The following is a 23,429-nucleotide window of genomic DNA, read 5'->3' on the forward strand; positions in this document are numbered from 1 at the left end:
GTCACCCAACCCACGGATCGTTGATATTTCCGGCGCCGCCGTCGCTGGTATTGGTCATGTCCGTCCAACCCCACCCGCCGGTAGTCGCTTCCGGAATGCGCTCAGCCGAAAGTCCCACGCAGTAATGGAAGTTGGAGATGCTATAGGTCCCGTCGTCGTCTCCGACCGGTCTGCGCTGCCAACCCCAGCCGGCCGAAGCCTTGTAGACAAGTTGCCACCAACCCGTTTCACCGTTCACGGTCCCGCTGACACCCGTGAGCCCGTCGTCGCTCGCGGCATTGCGCTTCATGGGCGCGGCGAAGTACGTCATCTGCGCGGTATCCGGCCCTACGAGATAACGGTGTTGCAGCTCGACGGTGTACACGGTCGTGCCGTCTTCGTAGTCCCATCCGAAAGGGATTCCGTGTACCCAGCGCACGACCACAGAGTTGATCGTGCGGCTTGCGCTGCCGTGGAGCCGGACCGTGCGCGACGCGGAGAGACATTCCTTGATGTTGTTGCCGTAGTGCCGGAACGCGGCAAGCCTGAACTCGGCTTCGCGTTTGCCCTGGATGATGTTGTCCGTGATGAAACGGCACTCAACGCGGTCGTACACGAGTCCTGTCACGTTGGCGATACCGCACGACGACCACACGTTCCCCGTGACTCTGCTGCGAGGCGCCGCCGCCCATTCGTTGGTCGGGTACCGGTCGTACTTCGACGTCACGTCCGGTTTCCGTTCCAGCGCGGCCAGCCGGCGCTTCAGCTCGTTCAGCTCGTTCACGAGAGAGGGGCTGAGCGCGTTCGTGTTAATCGCCACTTATGAACAGCTCCTTGTTCGCCAGAGACAGGGACGTGATCTCTGTGCCGTTCTCGTCCACAGTCGTCGTGCGCTGCGTTATGACGAAGTCATCGAGAACAGCGACGTACCCGGCATCGACCTGAACCGCCCCGCTGTCTCCGGGCTGGAAATCGTGCGGGTCCCAATGGCCCGGATAAAGTGTCAGCGTCGGAATGGCGACCGGGGAACGTCCGGCGGCAGCGATAGCGGCGGCTTTGTTCAGCAGCGCCGTCGTGGACTTCACGTCGCTGAACGCCTGAACCATGTGCTTCGTGGGAATGCCAAGCCGGTTGTCCGCCGTACCCATGAGCTTCGTACCGTTCCCGTTGTCAGCGCCTACCGCGTACGCGCGGGTCGCCATGGCCGAAGCGTCGTACGACACCTGTGTCACGTCGCAGTTCACGCGGTGTGTCAGCGCGAAGGGCTCCGGGTTGCCTCCCACAGCCCCTTTGAGAACCCGGTTTCCCACGCGCGTCTCGCCGCGCCAGTAGGTTTCGTACCGGAAGGTGAAGCCGCCCTCATCTTCGGCGAGTTCGGACACGGCTTCGGCGACGATCTTGAGTTCGTACTTCGTCCACGCCCGGGAGCGACTGCGTCCGGTCGTCGTGAGCTGGGACGTGTCGGTTCCGATGCCTCCGTCGGCATTGCACAGCTCGTACCAGTCGGTGAGCAACAACGCCTGGTCCTTGTTGGCGCTGTACCCGTCGTGCAGCACGCGGCCGGCGTAGTAGCTGTGCCAGCCCGACGCGTTCAACGCGAGGGTGCCCACCGAAAGATCCGCCGTTGCCGCCCACAGCAGACCACCCCAAACCGGCTTCTCGTCCCGCGTCACCACGAGAGCCGAGCGCCCTGGAACCAGTGCTGAAGGGTCGGGCATATCGAGCGGAACCGTCACGGACGCCGTGCCGGCGGTGTTGATGCTTTCGCCGTACTGAATCCCGGTGACCGGCAACGTCGCCTCAACGGTGCCGGTTCGGGCTTCTACCTGTAGAACCTCATAGCGAGCCATGGCCGCACCCCCTACCTATATGAAGGGAGTCGGTTACGTGTTGAACGGCGACTTGGAAAGCTGAGCGTTCACATACAGCGTCGCCACCACAGAGTTCGGGTCGGCGCCCAGCTCCAACCCGCCCGTCGTGGTGAAAGCCAACCGGGCCAGACCACCGTTTCTCGCACCAGGGTTGTAGGTCTGTCCGACGCTCGTGTACGTGTGCTGGGTCGGTCGGCTGATCGTCGCCGGCACAGTCCCAACGGACGAGATCAGCCCGGTAGGGGTCCACCCCGGAGAGAAGTCGATGCGACCCGAGAACTCCCAGTAGGACGAAGACTCACGGACGTACAACGTGCCCGTCGTCGTGACGTTGGTCGTCCCGACTTGGAAGTTAAGCAGTGTGACGGTCTGCCACGCACCGAAGTCCTGAGTGAACCATGAACCGTCGTTGCGCCTCACCCAACGCTGGTTGGTGCCGTAGTCGTACAGCGTGAAGCCGACAGGGAAGCCTCCCGCCAGGGGAAGTTGTGCCGCCCAGTCGATCGCGAGATGCCCGTTGGCCAAAGCGCACTGGTCTGCGTACTGCCCTGTCGTCCGACACACGGTCACGGTGAAGGTGGTGGTGGCTTTCGGCACATCGAGAACGGCAAGGGCGACGGAATTGAGGGGGCGCACGGGAACCTGGGGTGCCGCTGCGGGTGTCCCCTGAACGATCTCGATACTCAGCCCGTTCGCTCCCTCGGCGGCAGCAGTAGTGAGCCGTGCGATGATCAGGTCTTTGCGCGGATTGTCGTTCGAGGCGGCAGGCACGCTGACTGTGGCGCCGTCGCTGTACGCCCAGGTCGCGCCGTTCGTCGCGCTCCCTACCAGCACGCTGCCCGCTCCCACGGAGACGGTTCGGTTCGTCTGGTTCGAGTTCGAGAGAAACTGGCTCGTGGAAGCGAAGACGTGCTTGAACGAGCCGCGAGGAAGAAGCAAGTTCTGCCAGCCGGCCAGATCGGAAGCGCCGTAGCCCACGCCGTCCTGGAACCACGCGAACGAGCCCATGTCACACCCACCTATCCGACCACGTCAGCACAGCCGTGGCCGACGTGTATTCGTCTCTGCTGCGCAGCCTCAGCCTGTGCTCCCCAGGACCCAGCTCCGGCCATGTGGAGCCGACAGTTACGAGTCCCGTGATGTCGGCCCCCTGAGTACTGGTGACCGTCCGGGCTGCGGAATCTATGAACATGGCGCCGTCGAAGTTCACGCCGAAGAACAGTCCTGTAGCGTCGTCGAACAGAACCGGAGAAGCCGCGTTCGTGATGGAAATCGTCGGCAACGCCGGAACGCTGCCGTACTCCGTGAAACGGGACACAGGATCGTCCGGTTGCGCCCCCTGGGCGCGAACCTGCCAAGGAACCATGGCCGGCGGGATGAACCCGGTAGGGGCCATCTTCCGCTCGTAGCTGCGGACGGTCGCGGTACGCGCGACATCCCCCACGATGTACGGCGAAGTCGAGAACAGCTCGACGGCCATATTGCACGTGAGGTACGCAAAATTGAGATCGAGCGGAGCGGACCTCTTGCGGACGCGAGCCATGACGTACGCCGTCTGATCGGCAGCGGCACCCGGGAACCGAAACCGGAACGGCGACTCGTTGTATCCCGGCATCAACGCGGACTGAAGGGTGTTGAGTGCACCCGTGAAATCCACCCGGTTCTTCCCGTAAACCTCAAGGTTCAGCGTAACCGTCCGCCCGCTCAGGTAATCCACCCCCGGCCACAGTCCATGTCTCTGTACGAGCGTCAGATCTGAAGACCGCACATCGGGCAAGGACAGAAGCCCGTCCACATCAACGATGGACACGGCGGAGTCGGGCTCACCCATGACAAACCCTCGATACTCGCAAGTCCAGTCGTTCAGCTCCGCCACTTGGGGGCTCCCTTCCTGGCATGAAGAAGCCCCTCGGTCCGTGCTATCGAGAGGCAGGGGAACCCACTCACCGTGAGTGGGTTCAAGAGGGGGTCGTGCGAAGAGCCCATGCCACCTCACGCCCGATCCGCCAGGGGTCGGCGTTCGTCTGAACGTTCACCGTGACCCCGCCGTTGCCCACCCGGGCGTGATTCGGCAGCACCGTGGAACCCGTCGGAAGGTTCACCCATTCCGGGCCGCGCTCGCCGACCCGAGTGAGGCCGGACGCCGGACCGCCCATGGCGCGGATCTTCGGAATCGGGTTCGCCGGAAGTGAGATCGAGAACTTGCCCCAACCAAGCCTGTCCGGGATCGCCCAGTTCAGAAGATCGATTACACCGTTGATCGCCCCCTTGGTCGCCTGAGTCACAGCCGCGCCCAGCGAGGAAGCGAAGCCGCTCAACTTGGAAAGCCCGCTCTTTAGGCCGTCGATGACGTAGCCGCCGACGGATTTTCCTGCCCCGAAAAGCCGTGCGCCGGCTGACAGGATGCGCCCGGGAAGTGAGGAGACGAACTGAACCACGCTGTCCAACGCTTGCCTCGCGAAGTTCTTCACGTTGTTGAACGTCGACTTCGTGGCGCCCCAGATCGAGCCCCAATGCTTGATCAGCAAGCCGGGGCCGGTGAAGTTCAGGAAGAGGTCCCGGAGCCACCCGAAGATCTTCTTCGTCCAGTCCCAGACCCATTGGAAGGTCTTCTTCGTGTACGCGACGATCGTGTCCCAGTTGGCCACGATCAGCACCACGAGCCCGATGATGGCCGCGACGAACAGCACGATCGGCCCGTACGCGATGAGCCACGCTGCCGCCATGATGCCCGCTTGGATCAGCGCTTGGGTGCCCATGAGAACCCACTGACCGACGATGATCGCACCGGACAGAACAGCTCGTGCCGCAGCAGCGATCCACCCGCCGACCGTGGACCATGATGCGGCGACCTGAGTAGCCGCTGACGTCGTGGCACTTGCCGCTGTCGTCGCCCAGCCAAGTACGACTTGCGCCGCAGTGATCGCCTGCCGAACCCCCCACGCGACAAGCGCCGGCAGAATCAGGGCCGTGATCAGCGCGGCAAAGACCGTGAAGGTGGTCGAGTTCCGCGCGATGAACTGACCCGTGGACTGAAAGGCGATGCCGACAGCACCCAGCTTGCCCGCGAAGCTCTCGACGACGGGAATCACGGTGCTACCGAGGAAACCCACCACTCCTTGCTGAAGGCTGCGCGCGAACACCTTGACCTTCGTCGCCGCGTTGTCGTGCATCGTGTCGCCCGCACGTTTCGCCGCGCCGTCGACTTCGCCCAACGCCTCAACAGCGGTATCGAGATTCAGGGAGAACAAGGCGTCTCCCATGTCCTCAGCCTTGGTTCCGAAAAGCTCGATCGCCATGGCATTTCGCGCCACGCCCGGTTCCATGGCGTTGAGCGCCGAAAGGGTCTGACCTAGAGCGTCGTTCGCCGACGCCCCGCCCTTGCCCATCTGAGCAAAGAGCTTGTCCGAGTCAAGCCCGAGCGCCGTCCACGCAGCGCCAATCTTGTCGGACCCCTGTACCGCCTCGATCGAGAATTCCTTCAAGGTGTCTGCCACAAGGTCCGCGTCCCTCGCGCCACCCTGAAGACCCTGCGAGATCAGCCCCATGGCTTCCTTGCCGGAAAGCCCCATGTTGCGGAATTGGGTGCTGTACTCATTGAAGGTGTCCAACAAATCGCCGGACTTGTTGGCGCCTTCCTGAGCGCCCCGAGTGAGAATGTCGAACGCCTCAGCAGCGCTTGACGCCAACCCCGTACGCAGCATCTGCGCGACCGCATTCGACGTCGGCCCGACTTCGTCACCCAGCACTGTGGCGACGTCCATAGCCGATTTCGAGATGTTCGACATTTCGCCGGCGGTCGCTCCGGCCGGAACGAGACCCTGTTGCCAAAGGCTCTTCAGTGCTTCGTTCGCGTCGGCTATCGACTCGCCGTAGCCGGCGGAGTACACAGCCCCTGCCGCTTCACCCAGCTTCTTCGCTTCAGCTGGAGTCGCCCCAAGCTGAGCGGCCAGAACATCAGCCCCGGCATCCTGGTTCAGCGCCTCCCACAGTCCCAGCCCGATACCAGCAGCGATAGCGCCACCCGCGAACTTTGCGAGAGAAGACGCGTGCTCACCGAACGAGCTGATGTTCTCCGACGCTTCGTCCAACGTGGCGTTCAGTTGGTCGGCGTCACCCATGATGGTGATCTGCACCGGTCTAGCCACGGCGCACCCCCTACGTCATAACAGGCGTGCGCCGCTCCCCAGCACCATCGCCACCGCCCCCACGCCCCCGCTGAGCGCGCCGCATTTCCTTGCGCTCGTGCTCAAGGTCCGCTGCCATCTGTTCGACCAACGCGTTGAAATCCCGGAGTTCAAGCGCTTGCACGTCCGCCCACGTCAGCCCCCGGAAATGGCCGATCAGACGTGCGCATGCAACTACGCGTTGGTTCCGGTAGGGTCCGGCTTCGCCTTTCCCTTCAGGTTGATCCGAAGGTTCTCGGCGTCAGCCATCGTGAAGGCGGGGTGCTTCCGTTTCATGACGACATACGCCATGGCCTTGAGCATCGGACCACGCATCGAACCCGCCCTGTTCAGCGCGTCAAGGGGCTGACCCGTGATCTCCTCAATGGCGCAGATCTCGCCGATGGTCAGCGACTCGACCTTGAGGTCAAGCACGTCCGGCATATCGGTAGGCGCGACGAAAGTAGGCTTCTTAGCGGGCATTACGACTCCCCAAATGACTCTGGATCACGGCGTGAATGCGCCGTTCATAAACGTCCGCGACCTGGGCTGACTTGCGCGCCATGGCCCGGAACAGGAATCGGTTCGGGCGGATGTTCCGACGCCGGAAACCGAAATGAATAGCGGCGGCGTACGGAACCCGTGACGCCGAACCCGCTTTGATGACAGCGCCCTTCACGGACGCCGTGACCTTGATGGACCGATCAAGCTTTCCGGGGCGATAGCGCTTACTCGACTTCGCGTCGCGCTTGCCGTCCGGGCTTTCGCGAACAGCCTGAGGCAACAGGACTTCCGCACTCGCCTTGTTGGCAGCGCGGACTTCCTTGTTCAGCTCTCTGTCCCGCAGCGCCCGGACGTTCCGCTGAAGCTCTCTCAGCCCCTCCACGCGAACCGTGTACGCGGACCGTTGAGCCATCAGCCGGCCGAAGTCTCCGGCTCCACGTACGTCACCCTCACAGCGGCAGTGCCGTCGCCCGGATCGAGTACGCGGAACGGGAGGTTGTGAACGGTGACCTCATCGGTAGCCGCTTCGGGAGACTCGCCCGTGAACTGGATCGCCGGAGCTTCGATCGTCAGCGACGAACCCGGAAGGACCCCGGTCAGGGACACCTTCAGCGTGCAGATCTCGCCCTTGACGAACGCGGCGTACAGTCTCTGAGAAGCCGCGTTGAACTCGCCCTCAAGGGTGCCTTCGTACGTCGGAACGGCGTTGCGGATCGGACGCTTCTTCAGCTCGTTGCCGCGAAGGAACCGCCGGTCGACCTTCATTCCCAGGTCGCCGGACAGCTCAAGCTTCGTGGAGTCGAAGGCGACTGTGCTGCCGCCGCGCTTCAGTTCCACGGCCGTCCGCGTCCAGTCGTACGGGTACGCCTCAACCGGGTAGATCGGCGCCATGATCTCAGCGGGAACGCTCGTGTTCGTGACGTCTTGGAAGTCGAATGCCACACTGAGAGTGACCGCGTTCTCGACCTCAGCCGTGAGTGTCCACCCCGTGGCGACACAGCCCAGGTGCTTGTATGCGACCTTGCTGCCGTCCGTACCGGGGCGAACCATCTGCGCAGAGAACGAAGGCGCTTCGGACACGTCCGACGTCTCAAGGACTGTGGTCCGCACGCCCCCCGTGTCGGTGACGGTCACCTTGTCGAACGCGGCGGACAACAGGGAACCGGCTCCGGCGTCCAAGAGGTCAACCTCAAGTTCGCCGTCACCGCCCATGTTGACGATGTTCCGGCGGTCGGCGCGAGCGGTTTGCATACCGGCCCTGAACCCCACGCTTTCGATGAACTCCCGCGCGGTCTTCCATGAGTCCGCGTGTCCCTCGTACCCCTCGAACGCGCGGCCCAGGGCGCCGTACGCGTCTTCCTGGGCGATGCTGATGTGGGCGTCAAGCGCCATGAATGCGCCCCCTCCTACTGGTAGACGCGCCCACGAACCCGGACGCGAAGGGCGAGCGCCGAGTAAGCGCCGTCTGTCGTCTCAGTGGTTTCGACCGTTGCCGACTCCGCGCGCACGTCCAGCAACCCTGGCACCGAAGCGAGATCGCCGTTCAGTGCCAGACACGCGGCCTTCACGCCGTCGCGGATCTCGTACACGGCGCGCTCAGCGTCCATCGGCTTGCCGGGGGAGTTCACCACAGCGTGGATCTCCACATAGCCCGTGACCGTCGTCGGTTTGGCTCCGGCGCGCATGGCGACCGACACAAGGTCGTCGTCAGTGGTCGCACCCAACCACACTTGCTTGCGTCGGGAGTTGTCTCCCGTGTCCGCGAAGGTGCACTGCACGCCGGCGGGAACGTTGGCCCGGAGCCGTTCGAACAGTGCAACCTTCGCGTCGAAGATCAGCGCCACGCCCACCCCTCACATGAAAATGAACGGCAGGCGCACGCGATGCAGGTTCAACTTCGCGTTCACCTCAGGCAGCGACGTCGGGCGCCAGTTGCCGCCCGCTTGGGCAAGCTGGATCGAGCCCACGTCGGTCTGAAGCTGAAGCGCCCTGTCCGGGATGCGTGACACGTGGTCAAGGACGTACTGACGCGCAAGGGTGCGGACACACCACCGGATCGTCTCCGGCGTCGGGTTCTCCACGCTGTCCCAGCGCTGCCCGCAGTACGCTTCGACCGTCTCAACGGCGACGTCGATAGCCTCAGATAGAAGCTCGTTCGAGAACAGTGCCCCGTCGTCCAAACCATCCAGCGTGCGAAGCTCTTCGATCGTTGCGTAAGCCATGAGCCCCCCAGGGTGGAAGGGAACCCACTCACCGTGAGTGGGTTCCCGAGTGCCTAGATGGATCAGCCGGCCGCGCGCACGGTCAGTACCTTCGCGCCCCGGGCGTCCACGAGGAGGCCGTCAGCCCGCTGAAGGAAGCGGAAGACGATCTGATCCGTCTGGAACTTGATGTCAACCGACCGGTCGACGCGCAGCGGACCCGCGAACCGGATGCGGTACTTGCTCAGATCTGCGAAGAGAATCTTGTCTTCCGGCATGCCGTCATCGGTCAACACCGGCTTGCCGTTGAAGCTGTCCGGAATGCCAACCTGAAGGCTGGACTGCCAAAGGTACTGACCGTTCTCATCCTTCAGCTTCCGCATCTGTGCCGCACGCCTGTCGTTGACCACGTACTTCGCGTTCGTCCGGTACGCCGACGGAACCTCGTAGTGCAGATCGATCAGCGCGTCAGACACCGTGTTGTCCGCAGCGGTAGGGGTGAAGGTGGCCGTGGCCGGCGCGGCGTCGGAGAGAATGCCGCGCGGCTCGTTGGTGCCGGAACCGGTGAGGAAGTGTCGCCCCATGGCGTCACCGATCGCCGGACCCGCATCCCCCACGAGGAAGCCGACGAGATCAAGTACCTGATCCGTGGCGAACTCGTAGGACACGGTTGCGCCATGGCCGTACTTGAAGCCGGTCATGCTGCGCTGAATGGTCGACGGGTACGACTCCGGGATGGGCTGCGCCTCACCCACGATTCCGGCGGTAGACCGGCCTGTAATGACCGTGAAGTCGATCGGGTTCGCGTCCGACGTAGTGAAGGTCGACGCACCGCCGCGCATGACCGAAGACCGCTCCACGGCCTGAGCGAGAAGCTGACCGTACAGGGTCCGGGATAGCACGTTCGGGTTATCCGCCTTCGTGCCGCCCGCCCGCGATTCCGGGGCGAACTCAACCGACTCGTTCGGCTTCAGGGAGCGGAGCTGATCAGCGGCAGCGGCAAGCTTGTCCTGGGAGTCTCGCTTCGAGCCGGCACCCCTCAGTCCCTGCATGAGGGCGCTGACGGACTCGTTCGACTGCATGAACTCCACGCCGCGCTTGATCCGGCCGTCGTAGTCGGCGATAGCGCTGAGAAGGTTCTCTTCCTTCTGCCGCGCGTCGGCGTCCATTTCCTTGCCCGCGAACTCGTCGGTCAGCGTGCGCAGTTCGTTGGTCGCCCGCTCGCGCGCCTCAAGGTTTGCGCTCAGGGTAGTCGCGTCCATGACGCTCCTCACTTGGTAAGCGCGCGGAACAGGGCACGCGCGTCAGGGTAGGAAGCCGGCTCAGGCGTGACCGGTCGGGAATCGCGCACTTCATGCGGGGGCGCGAACTCCCCGATACTCAAGACCTGTTCAACAGACCTGAGCGAAGCCTGAGTGGTTGGGTACGCCGGGTTCGTGACCGGCCCCAGCTCCACGACGTCCATGGCCGTGATCTCCCGAACAGGTAGGCCCGTCTCCGCGTCGTCTTCGTCCGCCCTTCGCTGCCCGCCGTCCAGGACGCGGAAAGTGAATGACGAACCCTTGAGGTCACCGCGCTTCAAAAGCTCAGCGACGTCACGGCCCACCGTCGTATCCGGTAGATCGATCTCGTACCAACCGCCTTCGCGGTCTTCGCCCACCCGGAGTGTTCCCGAAGACGTACGGCCCAGAAGCGCCGACGAATCATGGTTGAAGGTGGCGTACACATCGTTCTGCCGCAACGCCGGAGCCCCCGCACCAGGCACGATCCGCTCGCGGAAGCCGCCCAAGTCATGGGACAGCTCGTTGAAGCGGTACGCGTACCCGCGCATAGAAATACGCCCGTCACCAGACGCGCGCTCTTCAAGGGGTCCGGCAGCAACGCGGAGTTCACGCGTCTCCGTCATCAGGTGGTGTCCCATCGTCCGTCGGCTGGTCGTCCGGCTCAGCCGGCGGAGTTGGGGGAGTGGCCGGGGTTGGGTCGGGCATGTCTTCCTCAGCGACATCGCCCAGGTTCAACGGGACCCGGTGCTTCTTGCCCAAGCCGTCCGGCAGCGGGGGAAGATCCTCAGCGGCACGCACTTCGTCAATCGAGTAGATGCCTTGCTGAAGCCCCAAGCTCCAAATTTCCATTCGTTCTCTCGGAGCACCGCGCTTCATCTCGTCAAGATCGAACTTCACGAACCGGAACCGGTCCGCCGTCTCGGCAAAGATCAGCCGGTTGAACCCGGCTTCGATCCGGGCGAGCCACGGCCGGAGACTGAGCATCGTGAACGCGGTGTTCTGTTCAACCAGCCCGGAGCCCCACGAAGTCGAGTTCGTTGCGTCGGAGATCAGGTGAGGGGGAACGCCGAAGATCCGCGCGATCTCGGGAACCTGGAATTGCCTGGTCTGAAGAAACTGAGCTTCGTCGGGGCTCATGGCCACCTTCGAGAACTTCGCACCTTCAGTCAGCAGCGCTACCCGGTGCGCGTTGTCGACACCCGAGTTTGCCGCACGCCACGCCTCACGCGCACGTGCCAAACCCTCTTCGCTCATCGTGCCGGGAACCTCAACCACAGCCCCGGGCATCGCGCCGTTCGCGAAGAACTTCGACCCATACTTCTGCGCGGCAAGGGCAAGTCCGATAGGCTCCCGTGCGTACTGGATCGGGGAGCATCCGACGAAATCACCCGGAAGCATCATCCCTGGAATGTGAAGCACATCGCGCGGTGTGAACCAACCCACCAACACTTCGTTGCCGTCGTCGTCCACGTCGAACGCCTCGAACACCTTTCGTCGAAGACCGTCGACCATGACCATGTGAACCTGAATCCTCGTAGGGTCCAGCACGTCAAGACCGACGATGTTCGGCCCCCGCCAGCGCACAGCGAGGAAGGCGTTGCCCTCAAGCAAGAGCGACAGAACCACCTGAGACAGGATGCTGATGCGGTCCATGCCGCCCGGCTCCGCGTTCGGATGATCCAACCAAGCAGGGCCAGTGATCTCCCGCCGCTCCCCACCCCGCTCGCTGTATGCCAGCAGCGGCAGCGTGGCTATCGTCTCGCTCAGGAGACGCAGACAACTGAAGACCGCAGACACCTGAAGTGCTTCACGCGGCGTGACGCGCTCACCGGAATCCGCTGCGACGCCCCGGTTGTACACCGTCGGGTCGTACGGCTCCCACGCGCGCTCAACCGCTGGCGACTCTTTCCGTCTGAAGAGTGCAGACCAGAAACCCACGGCACTCCCCTCAGAGAAGCAGGGAACCCACTCACCGTGAGTAGGTTCAAATGTCGGCGAACAGGGCGGCATCCTCGGGGAGCCCGGACGTGAACACGCGCCCGCCGTCGCCTTCCCAGGTGGCGACAATCGCCGTGGTGACCACAGTGCCGTTGTCCTCACGCCACATGACCGCCCCGTGGACAGCCAGGATCATGGCAACGGCCAAGTCGATCTTCCGGCGCGACGACGCATGCTCTTTCGTGATCCGCGCGCCCCGCGCGTCCTCACGCAGCACCGCGTTACCGATGTGCCGTGCCAACGCCGGATTGCCGTCATGGCTCAGCCGGCCGTCCCGGCACGCGTCGTACACGGCCTGAGTGGCGGGCACCATACGCGCAAGGGAGTTGGTCGGGAATGCCTCAACCGGGAACCCGGCGGCATCGAGATTGTCTAGCGTCTCTTCCCAGCGGTACGGGTCCGCGACCAAGTTCCGCACCCGGTAGACGTCCAGCGACTCAAAGAGCGCGTCCCGCACGTCCGCCATGGGTACGCGCCAATGCGCGTCGTCTGCCGGCGCCTCCCAGTGCCCCAACACGAACACCTGAAGGTCGCGTATTCGGCAGGCGATCAACGCGGTTGAATCGCCCTTCCAAGATCCGTCGAAGCCAAGAACGACTTCGTCCCCGGGCTCAAGGCCGTCGCTGTCGTCCCCACGCAAGCTGTCCCACAGACCATGCGGCAACCACGTGGACGACCCCCGCACGAACTGACTCAGCCGGTAGATGCGGAAGGAAGCTTCCGTGCTCCGCTGCGCTGCCGCCTTGAAGTCGTCCGGGTTGAGAATGTCGTACGACGGGTTACACGCGCGCCACACATCGGGGTCAAGGTGGTCGACCTGTTCACCCAGCTTCGGACCCCACGACCGATAGAACAACGTCGGGTCGTCGGCCTCGCCGGAGTTGACCCGCTCACCCTGTTCGCAGAGCTGAGCAAAAGGGCCGTCTGGGTCGGGTCCGGCAGTGGAGATGATCAGGAAGAGCGGCTGATTACGTGCCGCAGAACCAAGGGTCAGTGCATCGAACAAGTCTGAGTGCTTGCTGAACGCGTACTCGTCCAGCGACACAGCGGCAGGATTGAGCCCCTGTTGCCTACCCGCGTCCGCGCTCACCACGCGATAGGTGTTGTCCTTGTACCGGATAACGTCTCGCTGAACGCTGCACACGGCTGCGAGCTTCGGCGAAGCGGTCACCATCTGCTTCGCACTGTCGAAAACCATCCGCGCCTGGTTGCGATCATTCGCAGCGGCGATGATCTGACGCTGAGCGTCCGCCCTGTCCGCGATCAAGTGGTACAGCATGACCGCAGCGGCAATCGTGGACTTGCCGTTCTTGCGCGCCACGCACACGACAACCGTGCGATGCTTCCGACGCCAACGGCCGAAGGTATCCTGAGTCAATACGTACGCGTCCACGAGAAGCTGTCGCTGCCACGGCAGAAGCCGGAACTTCTGGCCGGCGAACGAGCCCGTCAGGTAGCAGAACTCTTCGATCCACTTCGCCACCCGGTAGCCCTCGGAGGGCACTTCGGCGTCAGCGGGGATGTGGCGCGCTATCGCGTCGTTGAGTCCAGGCCAACGCGAAGAAGGGGATGCAACCACGCAGCCCCCTCCGTTATGCTCCCGGCATGGCGAAACAAGCAGTCACGAAGTATGTGGTGGTCTACCGAGACGGGACAGAGTCCGAAGTCGAAGCGGGAAGCCACAAGTTCGAGGAACTTGGCGTCCGCTTCAACGGACGCAAGTTCAACCAAGACGCCTTCGTGGCGTTCGTGCCGTACGGCGACCTTCGGATGGTGCGTACGGACGAGACGTAGAAGCACGCGCCGGAGCTTCGAGCCCTCGGGGACCCCCGGGGGCTTCGGTCTGCTCAGAAGTCTTCAGGTCCCGCAGCGACCTTCCGCGCCTCAGCGGCAACCAGCCCCAAGCGCAAGCGGGCTTCCGGTGTGAAGCCAATCGCGTTCTCGATCGAGCGGAGTTCCTTTTCCGTCGACTCCACGAAGCGCAACAGCGGGTGCGCTACGATCTGACCCGTGCTGCCTTTCTGCGTCAGACCGTCACGCGTAACCTCAGCCAAGAGAGCGTCGCGGCGGTCGTGGAGTTCGCAATACCGAGTGATGACGTTGCGGTCCGTCTCGGGGCTGTAGGCGCCCATCCCAGCGGACCACACGTTCCGCCACACGTCCTTGCCCGTCGGCCCTAGGTGAGTCGGCACACGCGGCGCACGCCCCTCGTACACGACCGGAGCCGGCTCAACGTCGGTGGCGCCGTTCGCGTTCCCCGTCTTCAGTTCCGGGTTCTTAGCGCGACTCATGGCACCCCCTAACGGAGCTTCAGACCCCCTTAACGGGTACGTTCTTGGGTGGGATAAACCTGGGTATCCTGAAGTATCCCCAGGTCAGCACAATGGGGCGCGAGCTAAAAACCGGCCTCACACCTAGCGTGCGTTTTCCGAGCTGGGGCCAGGATCGCTGAGAGGTTACGGCCCGAACTTTGGAGCCGCTTCCCCTCCCCGCTCGGTCAGAACGGAGGATTCTTCCGCGCGAAGTCCGAGCGAGTCTTGTCCTTGTGGCACTGCTTGCACAACACCTGAACGTTCTCGTCCACGTCCTCACCGCCCAGCGCCAACGGCTTGATGTGGTCGACGTCCACGCCTGAACCGAGGAAGCCGCCCGAGCACCACGCGCACTGGACAAGGTCACCAGCGCGGATCGTGTCCCGCACCTTGCGACGCAACCGTGCCGCAGCGTTGTTCCCCCGGGCTATCGCAGCACGCCGTTTGCTATGGCTCTTGATGCTGCGCCGCGCGCTGTACTCCGCGTGATGGTGGGCACATCTCCCCATATGGGTAGCCCACCCCCTACAGTCAAGGCAGCGAGTACGCACGTGCACCCCCCCCCTATTCCAAAGTCTGTGCGGACGACTCCGGCAGGATGGGCATCGTCACCACCGGTTACACCAGAGCCGTCCGCCGGCGCTCAACGTCGTGAGAGACGACGGAGTTTGCCGGGAACCGAGGGGCGCGCACTGACCGCCGTTGCTCGCTCGCACCTGTATGCGCGGCGCGATCCCCTCTACCTATATGAAGTGAGTCGGTGACCTGGGGTGGGGGCAGCGCGGTGCCCGGTCGGTGACGGTGCGACGAAGGGACGTGAGTTCTGGAATGCCTATAGAAGCTCTTATGTGAATCCCGGGTTTGAGGCACAGCGTCACAACATCACTTCGCCCAGGTCAGAAGCTTGGACTTTGAGCGCTGGGATGAGGAATAAATTACTAGTTAGTCTAACTAATGATTTGAGGATGCGCGAACTGGGGCCAACCCCGAAGGATCGGCCCCTTCCCGCTGTCCTACTGGCGGCGCAGCTCGTTCGCGCGCTTCTCAATGTCAGCCCGGTCCGCGTCGTCGTGACTGGCCATTAGCTCTTCGTGTCGCGTCTTCACGGATTCGCGCGGCTCCGGGTCTTCACCCGCTCGTACTGCTGCTGTGTTGCTGACGATCTGTTGCACGTTGAAGGCGAGTTGGTCAGCGCCCCTTCGCGCTGCCAGCGCCGGACGTAGCTGTTGCTCGGCGCGCTCGATAGCGTCAAGTTCTTCAGCTCCCTGGGCGAAGAACTCGTTGTTCATGTGCCAGATCACGCGGTCTTCGTTGAGCTTGAAAGTGCGTCCACGCTTCGCTCGTTTGACGCGGATTGTGACACCCGCGTCACGGAGCATGTCGCGACGTCCCTTGTCGTCGGTGTCTCGCCATGCGTCCGCAACGGTCTTTTCCAGTTCGATCACTTCAACGCGTGCCGGTCGCACTTCCCGGGTCTCAAGCTCAGCAAGACGGGCGTCAAGGGCTGTCGCGCGGCGCTTCCATGCCTCTTGCGCGGCCTTACTCTTCTGCTGACCCTGTTCGGCCATATGGGCTTCGTATTCTGCCGTCGTGGCGTTGATCTCCGGCTGAGGGTCGTACCCAGGAATATGCCGGGTTTCCTTCATGCGAATGCCGCCGACGGAACGAAGGAACCGTTCCCGAACGTAGTCTTCGGCCCATTCGAGCTTCACGCTTGCTGGCGCCGGGCACTTCTCGCCGCGCCCCCATGACCCGCATTTGTAGGCGACGGAAATTCCCTTACTGTTCGCCGAGGGGCGCCCGACGGACATGTTTCCCCCGCAGGCATCGCACAGGATCACGCGTGTCAGCATTGCGACACTGTCAGAACGGAACCACTTCGTTCCATCGGCGTTTTCCTCCTTCAGGAGCGTGCCCACAGCGTCGAATTCCTCGCGAGTGAGAATCGGCTCACGAGTAGCCATTACGGGGGCGCCTTCGCTGTCGCGCACGGGGCCGGATTCGGTCATTTTCCAGCCCAACAGGGATTCCGAAGTGAGTAGCTTTTTAAGGGCACCGTGCCGCCATTTGAAGGTTTCCTTTGTGATTTTCTCGCCAACGCTGTTGCCGACCCTGCCGCCCTTTTTGCGACCCTTGATCAGACTCCAATGGTCGCGCGGCGAAGGAATCTTGGCTTCGTTCAGTTCGGCGCAAATGGCGGAAAGTGTCTTGCCTTTCATGAGTTCTTTGATGGCCCGTTCGATGACGGCAACGGCTTTCTTGTCCCGAACAAGCGTTACGCCGCCACCTTCAAGAGGGGCAGGCGTGTACCCGTAAGGCGGCTTGGAGCCGCGCCAACGAAGCGGCATGGTGCGCATTGCTGCCTGAGCGCCCAACACGCGCTCACGGATGGACTGAGCCTCAAACTGGGCTGCGAAGGCGAATAGCGTGACCATGAGCTGTGCCATGGGGTCCAGCGGGTTGCGGAAGTCGAGAACGAGTCGTCCGCCCGGACCTTCGGCAATCACGATCATTTTGCGGTAATCGCGCGCCCACTTCGACAGCTCGTGCATGTCGTCCATGGACCGAACGGCACGGTCAAAGCGCCAAAAAACCAGGGCGTCAAAGTCGTCAGGGCGCTTCAGCCACGCACCCAGCTCCGGACGCTCGAACGGCGTCGTCTTGGACGCACTGACGCCCAGGTCAACCGCTTCACGGCCGCTAAAGTCAATGCCGAGTGCTGCGCCGGCGTCGTGGTTGGCGCCACGCTGCCGCTCAGGGCTTGTCGTCTCGTCCGTGAGGACAGATAGGCGGAGTACGGACAGGCCACGCAAGGGGGTCGTCATGCCTGCCACGAAGGGAGTCGGTGACGTGGCGCTGACCAGGGCTGTTGCCGTCACGGCTAGGGCTCTCCTGAACTGTCAGTTGAGCACCTTCGGGTTCGCCAGCGTCAGACAGTTCAACGACACCATCCGCGCGGTCTACGACACCACCCCCACCGGCCTGCGCGCCACCACCCGCCGCGCCGAACGCACCCCCGGCGCCCTCCCCCTCCGCCTCGCCCACCGCGGCCCCTACGCCGCCGCCCCCCTCTTCGACCAGCTCGCCCGCGAGGCCCTCCCCGGCGTCGAGGAGGTCACCGGCGAACCCGGGACCCGCGTCTACCGCCGCACCCTGCGGCTGCCCTACGGCGCCGGCGTCGCGGAGGCCCAGGAGGCGAGCCTCGGCCCGCCCCCGCGCCCCGGCGCCGCCCTGCACCCCGGCGGCTGGCTCGACGCCCGCCTGCGCCTGGCCGACCTGCGCGACCTCACCACCGCCGTCCAGCGCCTGCGCCGCCTCTTCGACCTCGACGCCGACCCCTACGCCGTCGACGAACGCCTCGCCGCCGAACCCGGCCTCGCCCCGCTGATCGAGGCCCGCCCCGGACTGCGGGTGCCCGGCACGGTCGACGCCCAGGAGTTCGCCCTGCGCGCGGTGGCGGGCCGCACGGAGTCCGAACGGCTCGTGAAGACGTACGGGACCCCGCTGGACACCCCCACCGGCGGCCTCACCCACCTCTTCCCGGCCGCGCGCACCCTCGCGGGCGCCGAACCCGACGGACCCGTCGCAACGCTCGCCGCCGCCCTCGCCGACGGCCGTCTGCGCCTCGACGCCGGGGCCGACCGGGAGACCGCGCGGGCGGCCCTGCTCGCGCTGCCCGGCCTCGACGCGCGTACGGTCACCGAGATCCGCGTCCGGGCCCTCGGCGACCCCGACGCCGTACCGCCGGGCCGCGAGGCGTGCGCGGCCTGGCGGCCGTGGAGCAGTTACGCCGTGCAGCACCTGTACGTCCAGGAAGCCCTGACAGAGGACCAGCCATGAACACCGTCCGCTTCACCCACGTCGACAGTCCCCTGGGCCGCCTCCTCCTCACCGCCGCCCCCGACGGCGCGCTGACGTCCCTGTCCGTGCCCGGCCAGAAGGGCGGCCGCGGCCCGCAGGAGGGCTGGCAGGAGGACGCCGGCCCCTTCCGGGCCGTACGCGAGCAGCTGGAGGCGTACTTCGCGGGCGGCCTCAAGGAGTTCGACCTGCCGCTGCGCGGCTCCGGGACCGAGTTCAGGGAGCGGGTCTGGGCCGCCCTGGACGACGTCCCCTACGGCACGACCACCACGTACGGCGAGATCGCCGCCCGGATCGGGGCCTCCCGGGCCGCCGTACGGGCCGTCGGCGGGGCGATCGGCGCGAATCCGCTGCTCGTGCTGCGGCCCTGCCATCGGGTGATCGGGGCGGACGGGTCGCTGACGGGGTACGCGGGCGGGCTGGAGCGGAAGGCGGAGCTGTTGAGGTTGGAGGGGGTGCTGTAAGGGGCGTGGGCCCGGGGTACAGAGGGGGCGCTGTAGAAGGCGTGGGCCTGGGGTGCTCTAAGGGGCGCCGGGGGGCGCCGGAGGGGGCCCTGTAAGGGGCGTTGCCCATGGGGGTGCGCCCCTTACCCCCACAGCACCGCCCCCGTCCACGCCCCCGCGATCAGCAGGCACGTGCAGAACTCCGTCAGGACGCCCCAGCCGCCCGCGCGCATGACCGTCCGCAGGGACGCGCGGGCCTCCCCATGGCCGCCGAGGCGCAGCCGCTCGCACAGGTAGACGCCGCCGAGGAAACCGGGGACCGCGCCCAGCACCGGTATCAGCACGAAACCCAGGAACGCGCCCGCACCGGCGTACACCGCCATCCGGGGGGTCGCGCCGGTGTGCCGCAGCCGGCGCGGGGGCAGTGCCCAGCGCACGACCTGGGACAGCAGCAGGACGACGGTCGCCCCGACGAGCACCGCCCAGGAGAGCGGCCGAGGATCGGTCATCGCCCACCACAGCACCCCGGCCCACACCAGCCACGAACCCGGCACCCCGGGCACCAGCACTCCGCACAGGCCGAGCAGCACGACCAGGCCGACCAGCAGGAGTTCCCACGCTCCCATCTGCCCAGGGTGCAGGAGACGGGGGCGGTACGCAGGTCGGAAGAAGCGCTCCGCGCGGAGGACGGGCACAGCTGATTGCCAGGTAAGGGGTGCACACTCGGGTCGTTGGCCGGAAGTGTGCGGAAAGCGAGTGCCGCACCACATCCGTTCCGGCCGTCACGGATGTCGCCGGACGGTTCTCCCGTGGGGGGTGGGACCGTCCGGCGACCCCGCAGACGGCCCCGGCCCGTCGTACACGCGTCCACGGCCTCCCCCGCCACGCCGTCCCCGCGGCCCCCGCCGCCCCCAATTTCCCGGCGCCCCGTTCTCATCCGGCCCCAGCCGTGGACAATCAGGGACATGAGCGAGCAGGGGGGAAGTCCCGCCGGCCACCAGGACGACTGGTGGGCCCGGCTGTACGACGAGACCACCGGCGACACCGGCCCCACGGGCACCGCGGATTCCCTGGACGATCATTTCGCTTCGGCGGCGGGGGCGGTGACTACGCAGTCAGAGCCGGACGGGGGAGACGTTCTGACTACGCAGTCAGGGCCGGACGAAGACAGCGTTCTGACTGCGCAGTCAGGGCTGGACGGGGGAGACGTTCTGACTGCGCAGTCAGAGCCCCCAAGTCCCCGTGCCCCCTGGGAACCCCCGCTCGCCAGTGCTCCCGGGCCCACGACCTTCCCGGTGGGCCCCTTGCCCCAGGGGTTCGCCGCACTGCCGGAGCCCGCCCGCGCCGCACCCCTCGTACCGCAGACCCGCAAGCCCGCCGACGAGTCGCCCATGGACGTCGATACGGACACGGACAACGCACGCGCGCGTACTGCCCCCGTTCTCCTCCTCAAGGACTACGTCGGCTCCGGTCCGCCCACCTACGAGGCGGACCCGACCGCGCTGCCCCTGGCGGACCCGGACGACCTCGGGGACCTGGTGGCGGACACCGTGGTGGACGGGGCGCGGTGCGGGGCGAGCACCATGCGCGCGGTGTCGATGCGCGGCGACTCCGCGCGCTACCGGGGCGAGCGGCGCAGGGACGCGCTGCTGACGGCCCGGTTCGGGTACGGCGACCAGGCGCTGGTGCTGGTCGCGACGGCGACCGGCGCGCGGGCGACGGCGGGGGCGCACCGGGCCGCCGCCGAGGTGTGCCGGTGGATCGGCCGCGCGGTGGGCCGCAGTCACGCGCGGCTCGCGCAGGACATGCGGGCGGGCCGGCGCGGCGACCTCAAGTCCGGCCTGCACCGCCTGACCGACCGCAGCCTGGGCAGGCTCCGCGCGGGCGCGGCCGAACAGGGCCTCCCGCCCGAGGAGTACACCGCGACCCTGCGCTGCCTCCTGCTCTCCGCCGACCCCGAGTGCCGCACCCGCGTCTTCTTCGGCATCGGCCCGGGCGGCCTGTTCCGCCTGCGGGACGGCGTCTGGCAGGACATCGAGCCGACGCCGGGCGAGATGTCCGCAGAGGCGCTGGGCGAGCCCCTGACGGCCGGCGCCGCCGCACCGCCCCCCGAGGAGCCCCACATGGACACCACGCAGCCGTACGGCCCCCCGCGGCCGTACGACATCCCCGCCCCCGACCGCCACGACACCCCCCTGCACCCCCCGTTCCTCTTCCACGCCGCCCCGGCCCGCCCCGGCGACACCCTCCTCATGTGCAGCGCCGGTCTCGCCGACCCCCTGCACGGCGAGGCCGAACTCGCCGGGTACCTCACCGGCCGCTGGTCCGGCGCCCCCGCCCCGGGTCTCGCCGAGTTCCTCGCGGACGTCCAGGTACGCGTCAAGGGGTACGCGGACGACCGCACGGCCGTCGCCGTGTGGGAGGGGTGAGCGAAACCCTCCACCCCTGTCACCGTCACATTCCGGCCAAGTTCCCCGTCCCCGGCCCGTCTCCGCCGCCTGGCCCCCGCTCCGGTCCGGCTACGGCGACTGCGGCAGACGGGGGTCGACGGGAGGGGCCGTCTCCCGCGCGCGGCGGGCGGGGAGGCGGGGGCCGCCGGTGGGCTCGTCCCGTCCGGGCGCGGAGGGGAGACGGCCGAAGGTCACGGCGGGACCGGCCGCCTGCCCGCGCGCGCGTGGGGCGGGGGACGGAGGGAGCGGAAGGGGCGCCACCGCACGCCTCGGGCATATGCCACTGGCCAAGAGGGGCCGGTCGGGAGGTGTGCGCGGACGGCGGCACGGGGTGCCGTCAACATGGCCGAACACTTGGTCGTCGACGAGGGGACATGACTGGGGGAGCCGTCTTCGGGCAAGGGATCCCCGTGAACGTGTTCGAGCAGGAGGGGCATCCGGCATCGACGTGCGGGCGGGGGTCATGAAAAGGCAGGCACGAGGGGGCGGTCCCATGGCGATCGGGGCCTCCTCGGGGACACGGCAGGCGCAGCCGGGGCGGGCGGCGCGGACAGGGGAGGGCGCGATCGGCGGTGCGCAGCCGCAGGGGCCGCGGCTCGAACGCAGGCTCGGCCGGGCCGACCTGGCCGCCGTGCCCGAGGCGCGGCACGCGGTGCGGGAGCTGCTGCGGCAGTGGGGCAAGCCGGGGCGCTCGGAGATCGCGGAGCTGCTCACCAGCGAGCTGGTCACCAACGCGCTCGTCCACACCGACCGCGACGCGGTCCTGACGGCCGTCGTCGAGCCGTACCGGGTGCGGGTGGAGGTGCGGGACTTCGTGGGGCGGGTGCCCCGGCCCAGGGCGGCGCACAGCGGCGACGCCACGCACGGGCGGGGGCTGGTGCTCGTGCAGTCCCTCGCGGACGCGTGGGGGGTGCGCTCCCACGGGGTCGGGAAGGCGGTGTGGTTCGAACTCGGCGCCGAGGCCGCCTAGACACAACGGGAGCCGAGGCCGCCTACGCGCAACGGGACGGGGGCGCGGCCCTGTTGAAGGTCGCGCCCCCGTCCCGAGGTGCCCGGCGGAAGACCGCCGTCAGCCGAACTGCTGCTCCAGGTCCTTGAGCTTGCGCTCCAAGGAGTCCAGGCGCGGCAGGGCCATGGTGTCGTCCTCCGCGGTGAGGTCGACGGTGTGTGCGGAAGGCGAGTCGCCGCCGTGGCGGGCGGGCTGGAGCGACGGCCGGGTGCGGACCGGCAGCTGCTCGGGCGCGCCGCCTATGGCGGGCTCCGCGGCGGGTTCGCCGCCGACGCGCTCCAGGACGGCCTGGGGCGCCTCCACGGGACGTCCGCCCCGGCCCGGGAAGCCCCGGTGACCGCGGCTGATCGCCTTCAGACGGGCCTTCTCCAGACGCTGCGCCTCACGGCGGCGCAGCCGGGTCTCCTCCTTGCGCATCCGGTCGTCGCGGACTTCCTCGACGGCCTCGTCCAGGGTGCGGACGTTCTCCAGGAGCATGAGCGACCACGCGCGGTAGGTCTCGCGAGGGGCCCTCACCCAGCGGACCACGCGGATCTGCGGCAGCGGACGCGGCACCAGACCCTGCTCACGCAGGGCGGCCCGGCGGGTCTGCTTCAGGGCGCGGTCGAACAGGACGGCGGCGGACAGGGACATGCCGGAGAAGAACTGCGGCGCGCCGTCGTGGCCGAGGCCCCGGGGCGCGTGCACCCAGTTGAACCAGGCCGCCGCACCCGCGAACGTCCACACGAGTATCCGGGAGCCGAGCGCCGCGTCACCGTGGCTGGCCTCGCGCACCGCGAGGACGGAGCAGAACATCGCCGCGCCGTCGAGGCCGAACGGGACCAGGTACTCCCAGCCGTTGGTCAGGCCCAGGTTCTCCCGGCCGAAGCCGACCAGTCCCCGGTAGGAGAGCGCCGCGGCGACCGCCGCACAGCAGAACAGCAGCACGTAGGAGGCCATGCCGTATATGGCTTCCTTGCGCCGCCGGCGCTCCTCGCTGCGCTCCCACGAGTCGTCTTTAGCGTGCTCCCCGCCGGACCGCTTGCTCCGCGCGAGAACCGCAATCGCCGCCAGCATGCCCAGGAGCAGTACGGCGCCGGGAAGCAGCCAGTTCAGCGATATGTCGGTCAGTCTCATCTAGGGGTCCCTTGCATTGGGATAGGGCATGACGCCCGCCATGGTGGCCCAATCCCACCATCCCTCAGGGGGTTTCGGGGCAAGAGGCCGCCTAAGGGGGTGCAAGGGGCTGTCCTGGGCGACGTTCTGCTCGAACTGCCGCTTGAGGGGCGGGAGTTGAGTTCGAACAAGACTACCCCGTACGAGTGGTTCCTCGGAAAGTTCCCGTGCCGCGTGGGGAAATTGTGAATCTCCTGTTA

The 23,429-nt window shown here is 66.3% G+C and carries 23 protein-coding genes and 1 pseudogene; 5 read left to right on the forward strand and 19 right to left on the reverse strand.

All coding sequences use genetic code 11. The features are described from left to right. Position 1: 1 nt before the first annotated feature. From ACYUD3_RS02105 to ACYUD3_RS02170, 14 genes are all read right to left on the reverse strand, one after another. Complete coding sequence (locus tag ACYUD3_RS02105; protein ID WP_470962527.1) at positions 2–799, reverse strand: hypothetical protein; 798 nt, start codon at positions 797–799, stop codon at positions 2–4. Next, the gene (locus ACYUD3_RS02110; RefSeq protein WP_470962530.1) at positions 789–1,829 is read right to left on the reverse strand and encodes a hypothetical protein; all 1,041 of its coding nucleotides are present in this window, start codon (positions 1,827–1,829) and stop codon (positions 789–791) included. The genes ACYUD3_RS02105 and ACYUD3_RS02110 overlap by 11 nt, the downstream gene beginning before the upstream one ends. 33 nt (positions 1,830–1,862) lie before the next feature. Then, positions 1,863–2,858 carry a hypothetical protein gene (locus tag ACYUD3_RS02115; protein ID WP_470962534.1) on the reverse strand — a complete coding sequence of 332 codons (996 nt, stop codon included), beginning with the start codon at positions 2,856–2,858 and terminating at the stop codon, positions 1,863–1,865. A 1-nt stretch (position 2,859) separates the two neighbouring features. Next, a complete protein-coding gene (locus tag ACYUD3_RS02120; RefSeq protein ID WP_470962537.1) occupies positions 2,860–3,726 on the reverse strand; it encodes a phage distal tail protein in 867 nt (288 codons plus the stop codon). An 82-nt stretch (positions 3,727–3,808) separates the two neighbouring features. Continuing rightward, positions 3,809–5,986 (reverse strand): phage tail tape measure protein, encoded by a 2,178-nt coding sequence (locus ACYUD3_RS02125; protein ID WP_470962540.1) that lies wholly within the window; start codon positions 5,984–5,986, stop codon positions 3,809–3,811. A 225-nt stretch (positions 5,987–6,211) separates the two neighbouring features. Further along, positions 6,212–6,499: a hypothetical protein gene (locus ACYUD3_RS02130; protein ID WP_470962543.1), complete on the reverse strand. Its 288-nt coding sequence runs from the start codon at positions 6,497–6,499 to the stop codon at positions 6,212–6,214. Continuing rightward, positions 6,489–6,902: a hypothetical protein gene (locus ACYUD3_RS02135; protein ID WP_470962546.1), complete on the reverse strand. Its 414-nt coding sequence runs from the start codon at positions 6,900–6,902 to the stop codon at positions 6,489–6,491. Before ACYUD3_RS02135 ends, ACYUD3_RS02130 begins: the two co-directional genes overlap by 11 nt. A 29-nt stretch (positions 6,903–6,931) precedes the next feature. Next, positions 6,932–7,912: a phage tail tube protein gene (locus tag ACYUD3_RS02140; RefSeq protein WP_470962549.1), complete on the reverse strand. Its 981-nt coding sequence runs from the start codon at positions 7,910–7,912 to the stop codon at positions 6,932–6,934. Positions 7,913–7,926: 14 nt separating this feature from the next. Further along, entirely contained in the window at positions 7,927–8,364 is a 438-nt protein-coding gene (locus ACYUD3_RS02145) for a hypothetical protein (protein ID WP_470962551.1), read from the reverse strand. A gap of 9 nt (positions 8,365–8,373) precedes the next feature. After that, on the reverse strand, positions 8,374–8,742 hold the full coding sequence (locus tag ACYUD3_RS02150; protein ID WP_470962554.1) for a hypothetical protein: 369 nt from the start codon (positions 8,740–8,742) through the stop codon (positions 8,374–8,376). Between the two features lie 62 nt (positions 8,743–8,804). Beyond that, positions 8,805–9,983 carry a phage major capsid protein gene (locus tag ACYUD3_RS02155; protein ID WP_470962557.1) on the reverse strand — a complete coding sequence of 393 codons (1,179 nt, stop codon included), beginning with the start codon at positions 9,981–9,983 and terminating at the stop codon, positions 8,805–8,807. 8 nt (positions 9,984–9,991) lie between these two features. Continuing rightward, positions 9,992–10,627: an HK97 family phage prohead protease gene (locus tag ACYUD3_RS02160; RefSeq protein WP_470962560.1), complete on the reverse strand. Its 636-nt coding sequence runs from the start codon at positions 10,625–10,627 to the stop codon at positions 9,992–9,994. After that, entirely contained in the window at positions 10,611–11,864 is a 1,254-nt protein-coding gene (locus ACYUD3_RS02165; RefSeq protein WP_470962563.1) for a phage portal protein, read from the reverse strand. The genes ACYUD3_RS02160 and ACYUD3_RS02165 overlap by 17 nt, the downstream gene beginning before the upstream one ends. A 124-nt stretch (positions 11,865–11,988) precedes the next feature. Then, positions 11,989–13,485: a terminase large subunit domain-containing protein gene (locus ACYUD3_RS02170; RefSeq protein WP_470962566.1), complete on the reverse strand. Its 1,497-nt coding sequence runs from the start codon at positions 13,483–13,485 to the stop codon at positions 11,989–11,991. A gap of 122 nt (positions 13,486–13,607) precedes the next feature. On the opposite strand from ACYUD3_RS02170, the gene ACYUD3_RS02175 reads away from it, so the two are divergent. Continuing rightward, positions 13,608–13,796: a hypothetical protein gene (locus ACYUD3_RS02175; RefSeq protein WP_470962569.1), complete on the forward strand. Its 189-nt coding sequence runs from the start codon at positions 13,608–13,610 to the stop codon at positions 13,794–13,796. A 53-nt stretch (positions 13,797–13,849) separates the two neighbouring features. Here the strand turns inward: ACYUD3_RS02175 and ACYUD3_RS02180 are convergent, their stop codons facing one another. The 3 genes from ACYUD3_RS02180 to ACYUD3_RS02190 form a co-directional block, all read right to left on the reverse strand. Continuing rightward, a complete protein-coding gene (locus tag ACYUD3_RS02180; RefSeq protein WP_470962572.1) occupies positions 13,850–14,293 on the reverse strand; it encodes a phage terminase small subunit P27 family in 444 nt (147 codons plus the stop codon). Positions 14,294–14,499: 206 nt separating this feature from the next. Then, positions 14,500–14,823: an HNH endonuclease gene (locus ACYUD3_RS02185; RefSeq protein ID WP_470962575.1), complete on the reverse strand. Its 324-nt coding sequence runs from the start codon at positions 14,821–14,823 to the stop codon at positions 14,500–14,502. Positions 14,824–15,327: 504 nt separating this feature from the next. Beyond that, the gene (locus ACYUD3_RS02190) at positions 15,328–17,139 is read right to left on the reverse strand and encodes a recombinase family protein (protein ID WP_470963887.1); all 1,812 of its coding nucleotides are present in this window, start codon (positions 17,137–17,139) and stop codon (positions 15,328–15,330) included. On the opposite strand from ACYUD3_RS02190, the pseudogene ACYUD3_RS02195 reads away from it, so the two are divergent. Together ACYUD3_RS02195 and ACYUD3_RS02200 are read left to right on the forward strand one after the other, a co-directional pair. After that, a pseudogene (locus ACYUD3_RS02195) lies at positions 17,138–18,154 on the forward strand (AlkA N-terminal domain-containing protein); the annotation flags it as partial. The gene ACYUD3_RS02190 and the pseudogene ACYUD3_RS02195 sit on opposite strands and share 2 nt — an antisense overlap. Continuing rightward, positions 18,151–18,636 carry a methylated-DNA--[protein]-cysteine S-methyltransferase gene (locus ACYUD3_RS02200; RefSeq protein ID WP_470962578.1) on the forward strand — a complete coding sequence of 162 codons (486 nt, stop codon included), beginning with the start codon at positions 18,151–18,153 and terminating at the stop codon, positions 18,634–18,636. The pseudogene ACYUD3_RS02195 and the gene ACYUD3_RS02200, both read left to right, overlap by 4 nt. Positions 18,637–18,758: 122 nt before the next feature. Here ACYUD3_RS02200 and ACYUD3_RS02205 read toward each other — a convergent pair whose 3' ends face one another. Then, positions 18,759–19,241, reverse strand: coding sequence for a DUF456 domain-containing protein (locus ACYUD3_RS02205; protein WP_470962581.1), 483 nt, complete (start codon positions 19,239–19,241; stop codon positions 18,759–18,761). A 669-nt stretch (positions 19,242–19,910) separates the two neighbouring features. Here ACYUD3_RS02205 and ACYUD3_RS02210 point away from each other — a divergent pair. Further along, positions 19,911–21,044, forward strand: coding sequence for a protein phosphatase 2C domain-containing protein (locus ACYUD3_RS02210; RefSeq protein WP_470962584.1), 1,134 nt, complete (start codon positions 19,911–19,913; stop codon positions 21,042–21,044). A gap of 514 nt (positions 21,045–21,558) precedes the next feature. Next, the gene (locus tag ACYUD3_RS02215; protein WP_470962587.1) at positions 21,559–22,035 is read left to right on the forward strand and encodes an ATP-binding protein; all 477 of its coding nucleotides are present in this window, start codon (positions 21,559–21,561) and stop codon (positions 22,033–22,035) included. 99 nt (positions 22,036–22,134) lie between these two features. On the opposite strand, the gene ACYUD3_RS02220 is transcribed toward ACYUD3_RS02215, so the two are convergent. Then, positions 22,135–23,190: a DUF2637 domain-containing protein gene (locus ACYUD3_RS02220; RefSeq protein WP_470962590.1), complete on the reverse strand. Its 1,056-nt coding sequence runs from the start codon at positions 23,188–23,190 to the stop codon at positions 22,135–22,137. Between the last annotated feature and the right edge of the window lie 239 nt (positions 23,191–23,429).

The sequence above is a fragment of the Streptomyces sp. AMJ-169 genome (genome assembly GCF_055597585.1).